This is a genomic window from Parasphingorhabdus flavimaris, from assembly GCF_013371215.1.
Classification (GTDB): domain Bacteria; phylum Pseudomonadota; class Alphaproteobacteria; order Sphingomonadales; family Sphingomonadaceae; genus Parasphingorhabdus; species Parasphingorhabdus flavimaris.
This window is the reverse complement of the sequence record NZ_JABWMH010000003.1, coordinates 421776-433170: the sequence shown is the minus strand read 5'-3', so window position 1 is coordinate 433170 and position 11395 is coordinate 421776. Positions and strand designations below refer to the sequence as shown.

Annotated in this window: 12 protein-coding genes; 3 read left to right on the top strand and 9 right to left on the bottom strand. The window is 58.4% G+C overall.

Annotated features, from left to right (window positions below; translation table 11 throughout):
• Nucleotides 1-61: 61 nt before the first annotated feature.
• Entirely contained in the window at nucleotides 62-892 is an 831-nt protein-coding gene (locus tag HUO14_RS10965) for an SDR family oxidoreductase (protein WP_176279872.1), read from the top strand.
• 3 nt (nucleotides 893-895) lie between these two features.
• Here the strand turns inward: HUO14_RS10965 and HUO14_RS10960 are convergent, their stop codons facing one another.
• The gene (locus HUO14_RS10960; RefSeq protein ID WP_343046101.1) at nucleotides 896-1225 is read right to left on the bottom strand and encodes a 4a-hydroxytetrahydrobiopterin dehydratase; all 330 of its coding nucleotides are present in this window, start codon (nucleotides 1223-1225) and stop codon (nucleotides 896-898) included.
• Nucleotides 1226-1284: 59 nt separating this feature from the next.
• On the opposite strand from HUO14_RS10960, the gene ccmA reads away from it, so the two are divergent.
• Complete coding sequence (gene ccmA, locus HUO14_RS10955; RefSeq protein WP_343046094.1) at nucleotides 1285-1872, top strand: heme ABC exporter ATP-binding protein CcmA; 588 nt, start codon at nucleotides 1285-1287, stop codon at nucleotides 1870-1872.
• The gene (locus HUO14_RS10950; protein ID WP_217907993.1) at nucleotides 1863-2519 is read left to right on the top strand and encodes a heme exporter protein CcmB; all 657 of its coding nucleotides are present in this window, start codon (nucleotides 1863-1865) and stop codon (nucleotides 2517-2519) included. Before ccmA ends, HUO14_RS10950 begins: the two co-directional genes overlap by 10 nt.
• A 6-nt stretch (nucleotides 2520-2525) precedes the next feature.
• Here HUO14_RS10950 and HUO14_RS10945 read toward each other — a convergent pair whose 3' ends face one another.
• From HUO14_RS10945 to HUO14_RS10910, 8 genes are all read right to left on the bottom strand, one after another.
• Entirely contained in the window at nucleotides 2526-3989 is a 1464-nt protein-coding gene (locus tag HUO14_RS10945) for a methyl-accepting chemotaxis protein (protein ID WP_246255504.1), read from the bottom strand.
• A gap of 11 nt (nucleotides 3990-4000) precedes the next feature.
• Nucleotides 4001-5521, bottom strand: a complete 1521-nt coding sequence (locus HUO14_RS10940) for a putative bifunctional diguanylate cyclase/phosphodiesterase (protein WP_343046093.1) — start codon at nucleotides 5519-5521, stop codon at nucleotides 4001-4003.
• A gap of 122 nt (nucleotides 5522-5643) precedes the next feature.
• Nucleotides 5644-6495, bottom strand: a complete 852-nt coding sequence (locus HUO14_RS10935; protein ID WP_176279869.1) for a CheR family methyltransferase — start codon at nucleotides 6493-6495, stop codon at nucleotides 5644-5646.
• Nucleotides 6486-7520 carry a chemotaxis-specific protein-glutamate methyltransferase CheB gene (cheB, locus tag HUO14_RS10930; protein ID WP_176279868.1) on the bottom strand — a complete coding sequence of 345 codons (1035 nt, stop codon included), beginning with the start codon at nucleotides 7518-7520 and terminating at the stop codon, nucleotides 6486-6488. Before cheB ends, HUO14_RS10935 begins: the two co-directional genes overlap by 10 nt.
• Before the next feature lie 82 nt (nucleotides 7521-7602).
• Nucleotides 7603-7971 carry a response regulator gene (locus HUO14_RS10925; RefSeq protein WP_176279867.1) on the bottom strand — a complete coding sequence of 123 codons (369 nt, stop codon included), beginning with the start codon at nucleotides 7969-7971 and terminating at the stop codon, nucleotides 7603-7605.
• A gap of 52 nt (nucleotides 7972-8023) precedes the next feature.
• The gene (locus HUO14_RS10920; RefSeq protein ID WP_176279866.1) at nucleotides 8024-8458 is read right to left on the bottom strand and encodes a chemotaxis protein CheW; all 435 of its coding nucleotides are present in this window, start codon (nucleotides 8456-8458) and stop codon (nucleotides 8024-8026) included.
• On the bottom strand, nucleotides 8455-10812 hold the full coding sequence (locus tag HUO14_RS10915) for a chemotaxis protein CheA (RefSeq protein WP_176279865.1): 2358 nt from the start codon (nucleotides 10810-10812) through the stop codon (nucleotides 8455-8457). Before HUO14_RS10915 ends, HUO14_RS10920 begins: the two co-directional genes overlap by 4 nt.
• Nucleotides 10813-11039: 227 nt before the next feature.
• On the bottom strand, nucleotides 11040-11330 hold the full coding sequence (locus HUO14_RS10910; protein WP_176279864.1) for a hypothetical protein: 291 nt from the start codon (nucleotides 11328-11330) through the stop codon (nucleotides 11040-11042).
• Nucleotides 11331-11395: the final 65 nt, after the last annotated feature.

The window sequence follows — 11395 nt, the reverse complement described above, 5'->3', positions numbered from 1 at the left end:
CGTTTACGTCAAAAACCGCTCGAATAAACATCAATGTTAATAACGAGGCGGGAGCGGATTCATGGGCTATCAAAGCGGACAGAAGACTATTTTCATCACGGGCGGCGCATCCGGTCTGGGCCGCGAAGTGGGTCGCTATTTTGCTGACAAAGGATGGTTCGTCGGGATTGCCGATGTCAATGAAAAGGGCATGGCCGAAACCGCAACGCTTTTGCCGGAGGGCCAGAGCTCGACCCACCGGCTCGATGTGACCGACCGCGCGCAATGGACCAAGGCGGTGTCCGAATTTGCCGCGATCACCGGCGGCACGATGACGGTATTGTTCAACAATGCCGGTATCGGCGAAGGTGGCGCAATCCAGGACATGGAAGACGCCGCAATCGACCGGATGATCGCGATCAACCTGACCGGCGTGATCAGCGGCACCCGCGCCTGTTTCGACATGCTCAAGAATACGCCGGACAGCTGCGTGCTTTATACGGCGTCGGCAGCCGGTATTTACGGGGTCGCCGATCTCAGCGTCTACAGCGCGACCAAATTTGCGGTGCGCGGGCTGGCCGAATCGCATGACATCGAGTTCCGCAAACATGACATCAAGTCACGCTCGCTGATGCCCGGATTCATCGACACCAATATCATTTCCAATGTCGTCGAAGGCACCAACCAGAGCGGCAAGGAACGTCTGGAAGAATCTGGCGTCATGGTCAGTCCCGTTGCGATCATCGGTCCGGCAGCCTGGGCTGCCGTCCACGGTGACAAGGTACACACGCCGGTCAACAAGATGGCGAAGCAACTGGCCTTTGCCGCACGCTGGATGCCCGGCCGTGTGCGCAAGCAGTCCGTCAGCCTGACCAGCGACCTCGGCGAAGTATTGGCCGGAGAAGAAAAATAGCGGCTAGGCGCAGCGCTCGATTATCTGGGCCAGGTCCACGTCGCGCTGCGACAGGCCGCCATTTTCGCCCGCATCATGCGTGGTCAGCACTATGTCCACGCGATTGTAGACATTGAACCATTCGGGATGATGATCGGCTTTCTCCGCGTGCAGCGCTACGCGGGTCATGAAGGCGAAGGCTTCGGTGAAATCGGAAAATTTGAACGAGCGGCTGATCGCGTCGCGCTTTGCGTCATATTCCCAGCCGGCCAGCTTGGCGAGAGCCGCTTTGCGTTCGTCATCACTCAGTTGCGCCACCATATTTATTGCTCCTTGCTTGGCTTTCGCGCCAATCCATGTCTTAAGTCTGTGCGATGAATCAGGGACAGTCAACCGGAAGCAGTGATCGGCTCGTGGCCGAGGCACTCAGCTGTGTGCGCGGCGGACGGATATTGTTCCGCGACCTGACCTTTGCGCTTGAACCGGGACAGGCCGGATTGCTGGCCGGACCCAATGGCGTCGGCAAATCCAGCCTGTTGCGGCTGATCGCCGGTCTGCTCAAACCATCAACCGGGTCATGCATAGTGCCGGAAACCAGGGCCCTGTGCGATGACCGGCTGGCCCTCGACGAGCACCTGCCCCTGGATCAGGCATTGCGCTTCTGGGCGAAGCTGGACGGCAGTGACGACGCAGATGTGACCGCCGCAATGGCCCGGGCGGGCCTGAGCCATCTCGCCGAAGTTCCGGTCCGCTATTTCTCGACCGGACAAAGACAAAGGGCGCGGCTGGCACGCACCTATTTGACCGATGCACGATTATGGTTGCTCGACGAGCCTGCCAATGGCCTCGATACCGATTCGGTCGCTCGGCTCGGAACCGTCTTGCAGGATCATCTCGACAACGGCGGAATCATTCTCGCCGCTAGCCATATCCCGCTGCCGATTGGCTTTGATCTCACCCTGAAGCTCGAACCGCTGGAAGAATTGGAAGCATGTTTGTGATCGGCAGCATCGCCACGATCATCTGGCGCGATGTGCGGCAGAGCTACGCCAGTGGCGGGACCTGGTTGCCGGTAATATTTTACCTCTCTGCTGCGACATTATTCCCCTTTGCCGTAGGACCGGACCGCGCGCTGCTGCTGCAGACCGGCGGCGGCATATTGTGGATAGCAGCGCTGCTCGCGACCCTGTTGCCGCTCGACCGGCTGATCCAGCCAGATCTGGACAACGGCGTCTACGACCAGATGATCGTGCGCGGCCTGTCGGACGAGATGATCGCGGCGGCCCGGCTGGTCTCGCACTGGCTCTCCTTCGGACCGCCATTGCTGCTCGCGGCCTTTCTGGCCAGCGGCCTGATGGGACTGGAGGGCGCGGCGCTCGGCACGCTGCTGGCAAGCCTGGCGATAGCGACCCCGGCCCTGGCAGGTCTGGCCGTGATGATCGCGGCCCTTACCGCCGGCCTCAAGGGAGCGGGCGCGCTCGGCGGCCTGCTTCTGGTGCCGCTGGCCATCCCGCTGCTGATCTTCGGCGCCGGCAGCCTCTCGGCCCACGGCAACAGCGCCCTGCTGTTTCTGGCCGCGATCTCCCTGCTGCTCGTCGCCATCACCCCCCTTGCAGCGGGAGCGGCGCTGAGCGCAAACAGGGAGTGAAGCCGGTCAGCCGGTTTTCTGTTCGTCGTGCGCGAAGAAATCCCACTCGCGAATATGGCCAAGGAACTGTTCGACATGCTGGTTGAGCTTGGCAGCCTGCTTCTCGAGGTCCGTTGCGGATCCCAACACCTGCGTCGCCGAAGTCCCCGTCACGCGGGACGTTTCCCTGACCTGCGCAATATTGTTTGAAACTTCCTCGGTGCCCTGAGCGGTCGCGTCGATACTGCGCGCCAGATCCTGACCGGCCACGGCCTGTTGATCAACCGCAGCAGCGATCGAAACAGCGGTGGTTTCCAGTTTCTGGATCTGCGAGCCGATAGAACGGAGCGCATCCACGCTTGCCGTGGTTGATTCCTGCATATTGCCGATCTGGTGAGCGACATCCTGGGTCGCCTTGCTGGTCTGCGAAGCCAGTTCCTTGACCTCGGAAGCAACGACTGCAAATCCGCGTCCCGCTTCGCCGCCGCGCGCCGCTTCGATCGAAGCGTTGAGCGCAAGCAAATTGGTGCGGTGGGCGATGCTCTGGATCAGCTCGACAATCTGGCCGACCTGTTCGGCCGAGTCGGAAAGAGCCGACATGGTCGTGTCTGCGTCACCCGCCGCATCGGCTGCCTTGCGGGCCAGTTCTGCAGAACTGGACGCCTGACGACTGATCTCGCCGATCGACATTGCAAATTCATCGCTGGCGGCGGCTGCGGCGGTGACACCTTTGGAAGCATCTTCCATCGCCCGTGCAACATTGCCGGTCTGGGTCGAAGACTGTTCCGCGGTGGAAGCCATCGACGTCGCTGTCGATTGCAACTGGGCCGACGCGGAAGCCACACTGCTGACAACGTCGCTGATCGTGCGTTCGAACTTGTCGGCCATTTCCCGTATTTTCTTGGTTTGCTCGTCGCGCAAACGGGCCTGCTTCGCTTCATTTTCCTTTTCCCGTTCGAAGGATTCTTCGCGTTCGCTGCGAACCTTCTGGAGCTGGACAGACGCACGGCGGAACACTTCAATCGATCGCGCCATGTCGCCCATCTCGTCCTTGCGGTCGAGGAAAGGGATATCCATGTCCATCTTGCCCTCGATCACATCCCACAACATCGGTACGAGTTGCTGGAGACTGCCGGTAATATCCTTGCTGACGCGATAAATCGCGATCACGGCCCATCCTGCGATGAGGATCATGATTATTCCCAGCCACATTTCCGCCCGGCTGGCGATTTCCGTAACCACCGGAGCATCAATGCCCTCCTCCAGCAAATTGGCCTGAATCGCGCTTAGCGAAAACCAGGCAACCCCGAGCATCGCCAGGCCAATGAGCGAATTTATCGCATGATAGATGTTGAGCTTCGTCCCGACCGAACAATCAATATATCTGTTCCACAAGGAATTGCCGACCCGGCTCGACTGCTCGAGGAGCATTTCCTTGGTTTCCGTGTGAGCCGCGCCGAGGTCGGCCTTGGTGGTTGATGCTGTCGCCATGATACCTGGTCCTATCCAATTAACTTTAAATTTGAATCCTGGAAATTCTGCTGATTGAGGTGGTGGGTTATTTCCTCGGGGGGCAATGCCTTGAAATAGAGCCAGCCCTGAATCTGGTCACAGCCAGCCGTCCTGACCAAATCCGCTTGTTGCTGGGTTTCGACCCCTTCGGCAGTGACCGCCATATTGAGCGCACGCGCGACGCTGATGCTCGAGACCATCATCGCACGGGAACCTTCATCATCTCCCGCGTCGACGACGAGAGAGCGATCCAGTTTCAGTTTTTCAAAGCGGAACATCCGCAAGAAACCGATAGAGGCATAGCCAGTGCCAAAGTCATCCAGAGAGATATTGACACCAAATCCGCGGATGACATCCAAAGTCCGTTCCGCGAGTATCGGGTCAAGTACCAGACATGTTTCCGTTATTTCCAGCTCCAGCCGTTCGGCCGGAAAGCCGGTCTCTTCGAGTATCTGTCCCAGCTGAATCGGAAACTCGACGTCCCGCAACTGGGCCGGAGAGATATTTACCGAGAGCGTGATATCGGGCCAAGCCAATGCATCCCTGCAGGCCTGGCGTAATACCTTCAATCCGATCGGATTGATCAATCCGGTTTCTTCGGCGATCGGGATGAAGACATCGGGCCCAATCGGCTCTCCATCGGGCCGGGCCCAGCGCAGCAGGGATTCCACCGCAACGATTTTGGACGTCTGGGCACATACCAAAGGCTGGTAGAGCACATAGAATTCGTCATTTGCCAAGGCTTGACGCATATCGCTGTCAATTTTCTGGGCGGCCTCACGGTTGCGGTCGAACTCGGGCTGATACCAGGTGCACCGCATTTTTCCGTTACGCTTGGAAGCATACATTGCCACATCCGAACGGCGCAGCAGCTCGGACGAATTTTGCCTGTCTTCCCCCTTGCTGCTCGATATCCCGATACTCGCGCCAAGCACGATCCGCCGGTCGTCTACGGTGATTGGTCTCTTGAACAGGTCGATAAAACTCCGGGATATGCCTTCGACGATCGTTCCGGCGAGCGAACCGTTCATGGAAATTGCAAATTCGTCGCCGCCGAGGCGATAGCATCGGGCATCCTGACCGCATAAGTCGGACAGCATTTTTGCACAGTTCTTGATCACCTGGTCACCGACATTATGGCCATATTGATCATTGACCAGCTTGAACCCGTCCAGATCGATCAGCGCGATCGCCAATTCCGATTCTCTTGCGCCATAACGTTGAACATCTACATGAAGGGCGCGGCGGTTGGGCAGAAGACTCAGACTGTCCGTCATCCCGAGGCTTTCAAGATGGCCGACATAAAATATGCCCAGTCGCGCAAAGACCGCCGCAGCGATCGCATATATGGCGATACCGCCCAGTATCACCGGCGATGTCAACGGTATCGAGATTGCGTCGTTGACGACCAGCAGAAATGCCACTGTACCCGAAATCAAGGTCAGGACGATCAATGGTGTGAAGACTAAGCTTTTTGCGCTTAACCCCAAATCTTTCAGATATTTCCTCACTTCATGATCCTCTGCAAGGGATACTTTGGAGCGTTTTACATTTCTTTACCTAAGGATTGGTAAATGCATTTTTAGCAAGTTCTACATACAAAGTTCTACATATAATTTCAGAGTCGATGCGCTCATGCGCGCTTCATGAAATTGGCTTCCAGCCTGGATCCGGTCGGGCGATACAGTCCTATCCCTCCCTTGACCAATGCGAGCTGGTCGGTGTGACCGACTATGGTTTCTCCGGCGCCAAGCATGACCCAGCCTTCCGGATTCACACTCTCCATCAACCGCGAAAAGGCGCGCCTCCGGGTCGCTGCATCAAAATAGAGCAGGACATTGCGACAAAGTATAAGATCGAACGGCCCGATTGCGGGCATCGGATCGAGCAGATTGTGGACCCTGAATCGCACCAGGCTTCGCAATTCTTCATTGGCTTCCCACCCGATCGGCGTTTCGGTGAAATGCGCAAGCATTTGCGCGACCGGCAGGCCCCGTTGAATTTCGAATTGCGAATATGTGCCCGCGCGCGCGGTCGCGATGGCCCCGTGGGATATATCGATACCGGTGATCTCGATCTTCCAGCCCGCCCAGCGCGCCTTCTGTTCGAGCAGGACCATTCCCAACGACAGCGCTTCCTGTCCGGTCGAGCAGCCAGCGCATAAAATCGACAACGTCCGTTCCTGTCTGCGCTCTTTGGCGATTTGCGGGAGAACCAGGTCGGACAACTGGTTAAACATCGCCCGGTCCCGAAAAAAATATGTCTCGTTATTCAACAGAGCCTCCACCACTTGTTGGGACAAGGTCGCATGGCTGGGTTGATCGAGCAGACACACAAGCTGATCGACGTTGGATATTCCGATTTGCCGGAATATACCCGAAAGCGCAGTACCAATTCGCCAGCTACGGTCCTCCGTCAGCTGTTGCCCGGTCCGGGCTGCAAGCAAATCCGCAATGATCTTTTGCGACCCGAAGTTCATGTCCATTTGGTAACTACCTTGCTGGATAAAATCCGTAATGCGAGATCTTCGGGTGACAATATTGCCGATGCCAGCCCCTCCTCCGCCACCGCGCGGGGCATGCCCCAGACCGCTGAAGTTTCGCGGTTCTGGACCAATATCGTCCCCCCCGCATCGACAACGCACCGGGCGCCGAGTGCGCCATCCCGTCCCATGCCCGACAGGATGATCGCGAGGATCGCGCCATCATAGCTTTTGGCCAGGGATTCCAGCATCGGATCAACCGAAGGAAAACAACCATTTGGCACCGTGTGGCGGGCGATACGGGCGACCGGCCGGCCGTCTTTCAAGGCAATGACCAGATGCCCGTCACCCGGCGCGATCATGATCTCTCCGGGTATCACCGCCATCCCGTCTTCCGCTATTCTGGTCTTGCGCGAAGCGGCAATTTCCAGCTGGCGGGCAAAAACCGGCATGAAACTTTGCGGTAAATGCTGGGACACCAGAATCGGCTGATCGATAAATTTGGGCAGATCGTGCAACATCTGGCACATCGAATGAATGCCGCCGGTCGACGCTCCGATTGCGATGACATTGGCCGGTTTGGGTGCGATGTCGGTTTGCCTGGGCTTTTTTACCGGCGGGACAAAGCATGTTTTTCTCGGCTCGGTTGATGACAGGCCGATGGCACGGATGCGGGTGGCAAGTTCGCTGCGATAATCCGAGGTGAACTCGCTGGGTCGCGGTTTGAGTATGGTGTCCGCCGCGCCCATCGATAGCGCCGTCACGGTGGCTTCAGCCCCTTCGGCCGTCAGCGAAGAGATGACGATGACCTGCGCTCCGCCAGCACGATCCAGAATTTCGGGCAGCGCGGCCAGACCGCCCATGCCCGGCATCTCCAGATCAAGCAGGATGATATCGACATCGACTTTTGACAGTTTCTCGATCGCATCCTCGGCACAATTGGCCATCGCCGAGAGCACAAGATCGCTGGTCTGCTCGATCATTTTGCTCAGCACGGTGCGGGCGATCAGTGAGTCGTCTACAATCATGACCCGGATCGTCCCGGTCCGACTGGAATCAGCACGCCTTTGGCCATTCTGATTGCTATCGGCCATGGTCATGGTCGCGACCTCAATCAAATCCGACGATTTGAAGCTTTATCTGCAGGGTTTCGTGATCAAAGGGTTTCATGACATATTCGTCCGCACCGGCGGTCATTGCCTCCCGAATATGGTCGACATCGCTCTCGGTCGTACAGAAGACAATCTTGGGAATAGCCCCATCCGGCCGGGCTCGCAGTTCCTTGATGAATTCAATACCGGTCATGACCGGCATGTTCCAGTCGAGCAGGATCAGGTCATATATATGCTCGGCGCATTTTTCGAGACCGACAAGACCATTTTCGGCGTCGCTCACCTCGAAACCGAGGGACTCCAGAATATGCCTTGAAACCTTCCGGATCACGCTGGCATCGTCGACGATCAAACAGGTTTTGCTCATTTCAACTCTCTCAATTATGCACTTTAGTTAACGGTCAAGCCTGACCAAAGACTTAACGCTTCTTCTGTTTCAGACTATTGATCAGTGTTTCGGTGCGGATCAGCATCGCCGGGCCGACATTGGTCTCGATCAGTCCGTCCGATATTTTCGACCACATTTCTCCCGCTCCGCCCGGCACCGGCACCGGCTCGGTCGTGGCGTCGGCGACATCCTCGACGACCTCGACCAGCAGCGCATAATCATGGCCCCCGCAATTGAAGACGACGGCACTTTGATAGTCGTCATTCTCATAGTCGTTGAGCCCGAGCATCCTGACACAGTCGATCACCGTCAGCGCCCTGCTCCGCAGCGATGCCAGTCCGGCGATATAGTCCGGCGCACCGGGAACCGGGGTTATCTTGTCGATCTCGATGACCGAATCAATTTCAAGCGAGGGCAAGGCGATGCGTTGCCCGGCCAGTTCCACCAGCACGACCGAGATGTTCATGCCGATTTCCTCTGCTGTTTCATCAGGGATTCCAGCAATGTACCCCGGTCATAGCGATAAATGACGCCGTCCTTGTGGTCGGCGGCTTCGGGATCGTTGGTCAGGGTGATCACCTGGCCGGCGCGCGCTGGCATCGTTTCTTGCTGGCCCATCGTGATCGCGATATCGACATCTTCCCCGGAGTCAGCATCGACGATCCGGTAACCTGCGGCCTCGACCATCGGGCGAAGGATCGTGCGTACCCACGGGTCCGCTTCATCGATCTGGCAGGTCCGCGATGCTGTCCGCTGGCCCTGGCCATCATGCTGCGCAAACAGCCAGTGGCAGTCGAGCACCTCGACCGCTTCGCCGTCGAACAGGGTGACGCCTTCGATCTCGCCCTTCTTCTCGCCCGGCAATACCGCATTGGCGATGTGGATGGTGTCGACAACATTCTGGATCGCATAGGCCAGATGGTTGGCGCCATCGCTGAATATGAGCAGATTGACCTCGCCGTCGCCGATCGGGCCATAGCCGGTCCCTGCCAGCGGATAGATGTCGCCGTCGATAACCACCTGTGCGCCCTCGTCCGACAGACGCACGGCGGCGCTGTCGACTTTCTGGATGCGGCTGACCGGGTCCATCCGCACGATCCGGCGCTTGCCGTCGAGACCAACGACCAGCAGGGCCGAGACCTCTGCGGTCGCAATCGCTTTCTGGCGCCCCTTTAGGGTCGACTTGCGGCTGGATTTGCTGACATCGCTGACCAGGCCCTCGCGGATCGCGATAGCGCCCATGTAGAGCATCAATATCAGGCTGCCGTCGTCGAGCAGCGAACTGCCGGTATAGAGCTGGGTCGCGGTGATCGACGGGGGCAGCGGCTTGATCACCAGCTCCTGGTGATCGATAACCTCGTCGACCGCCAGTCCGAACAGATCGCCACCGGCCAGCCGGATCATCAGCAGGGCTGCATTTTGCGACCCGGCGACCGGCTCGAGATCGAGAATCCGGGCCAGCGAGCAGCAGCGCAGGCGCTGGCCGAGAAACTTGACCAGCAGCGTATCGCCCGCCTGGTCGAATTCGAGAGTCTGGGATTTGACGCTGACGATTTCCTCGACATAGGAGCGCGGGATACCGAAGCTCTGGCCGCCCGCCTTGACCGTCAGTGCCGGAATGATGCTGAGCGTCGCCGGCAGCGAAATAACGTGGCGGGTTCCGTTGCCCGGCTGGCTGGTCACCCGGATATGGCCGCCAAGACTTTCGATATTGGCCCGCACCACATCCATGCCTACACCGCGACCGGAAACCGACGTCACCTGGTCAGCGGTCGAAACGCCGGGCTGGAACATCAGCGCGATACGCTCTTCTTCGGGCAGTTGCGCAGCGGCTTCGGCAGTCACGACACCGGCTGCAATCGCGCGGTCGACCAGATTGTCGGTATTGATACCAAAGCCGTCATCGGTCACCGAGATGATGATGCTGTTGCCGGTCTGGCGCGCGGAAATGTGGATCAGTCCGATCTCGCTCTTGCCCGCGGCCAGCCGCCTGGCGGGCTTTTCGATGCCGTGGTCGATCGCGTTGCGCAATATGTGCATCAGCGGATCGCGCAGCAGCTCGATCAATTCGCGGTCCAGTTCGACCTGCCCGCCTTCGATCTCGACCATCGCATGTTTGCCGAGCTCGGCCGAGAGGTCACGGACCAGCCGCGGCATCGTGGCGAACAGATGTTCCAGCCGCTGCATTCGCATCCGCGATATATCCTGCCGTGCATCGTCGACGATCGTCGAGAGCCGGTCGAAGGTCGAGCTGACCACCGGATCGACCTCCGAATGGCGAATCGCGCGGGCCAGTTCGTTGCGGACCAGAACAATATCGGAAATCCCCGCCATCACCCGGTCGAGCAACGGCACCGGCAGGCGGATCGAACGGGCCGGCCGGACGACATTCTTGCGGCCTTCGTCATTCAGCTGGTCGGCGATCAGGGCTTCGACCTCGCTGCCATTTTCGGCGTCGGGCTCCAGCGCCATGACAAATTCGTCATCGCCACCCTCGGGAAAGGCCTCGCCCGCGTCGATTGCGTCGACCATCGCGACAATCCGGTCGATGGTCGCCAGCACCGCGTTGATCAGGGGACCGTCGGCAGCGCGCTTGCCAGCCCGCACATCGGCCAGCGCCCCTTCGGCGGCGTGGCCCAGTTTCTCGATTCGCGGCAGGTCGAAAAAGCCGCTGCTGCCCTTGACGGTGTGGACAAAGCGGAAAATCGTATCCAGCCGCTCGCGGTCGGTGGGATCGGCCTCCCACGTCACCAGCTCGCCCTGCATCGCCTCGAGCATCTCGCGCGTTTCGGCGATGAATTCTGCCAGCAGATCGTCCATATTACCCCACCTCGAATATAATCCGGCGTTAGATGGCACAGAGATGGTTGATGAACGGTTAAATATTGTAACGCGGTGTAATTTGGGGGTGTGACGTGGTTGGGGTGAGGGGTGGGAGCGGTTGGCGGCCTTACTTAAGGCTTGATTGCGTATCGTCCGGTATAGCCGCAGAGGGGACATTGAAGATAGTGAACCGGAAAGTCTGCTAGCGCCCCAATTGCGGTCGGTTAGCACCGAAGTTCCGAGATGTAATCGTTAATCAAGATCACAGTCTTATTCGCTCTTACGCGGCTATCAGCGGATGGCCCCATACCCATGTAGTTCGCTTCCACATCAACGAGATAATCAGCTACATCCTCCTCGCCCACGCCCCTCCAAAGGCGTCCGGCTGCCTGCATCAAGTAAGTGTCGTATTCGTCTTCGGGCCAATCTTCATGGTCATTTAGGCCAATCGGGTCCCATTGAGACCAGCCGATCTCACGCAAGCGAGAAAGTTGAAAATTGGCGTTGGAGGTCATGACAACAGACTAGCTGACGAGATAACAGCTTTCCACCCAGGTTTTGACGTTCCAGCCGTTTTCTG

Coding starts and splice junctions, on each gene's coding strand:
- HUO14_RS10965 (WP_176279872.1), top strand. CDS start 62: ATGGGCTATCAAAGCGGACAGAAGACTATTTTCATCACGGGCGGCGCA.
- HUO14_RS10950 (WP_217907993.1), top strand. CDS start 1,863: ATGTTTGTGATCGGCAGCATCGCCACGATCATCTGGCGCGATGTGCGG.
- HUO14_RS10945 (WP_246255504.1), bottom strand. CDS start 3,989: ATGGCGACAGCATCAACCACCAAGGCCGACCTCGGCGCGGCTCACACG.
- HUO14_RS10935 (WP_176279869.1), bottom strand. CDS start 6,495: ATGGACATGAACTTCGGGTCGCAAAAGATCATTGCGGATTTGCTTGCA.
- cheB (WP_176279868.1), bottom strand. CDS start 7,520: ATGATTGTAGACGACTCACTGATCGCCCGCACCGTGCTGAGCAAAATG.
- HUO14_RS10925 (WP_176279867.1), bottom strand. CDS start 7,971: ATGAGCAAAACCTGTTTGATCGTCGACGATGCCAGCGTGATCCGGAAG.
- HUO14_RS10920 (WP_176279866.1), bottom strand. CDS start 8,458: ATGAACATCTCGGTCGTGCTGGTGGAACTGGCCGGGCAACGCATCGCC.
- HUO14_RS10915 (WP_176279865.1), bottom strand. CDS start 10,812: ATGGACGATCTGCTGGCAGAATTCATCGCCGAAACGCGCGAGATGCTC.
- HUO14_RS10910 (WP_176279864.1), bottom strand. CDS start 11,330: ATGACCTCCAACGCCAATTTTCAACTTTCTCGCTTGCGTGAGATCGGC.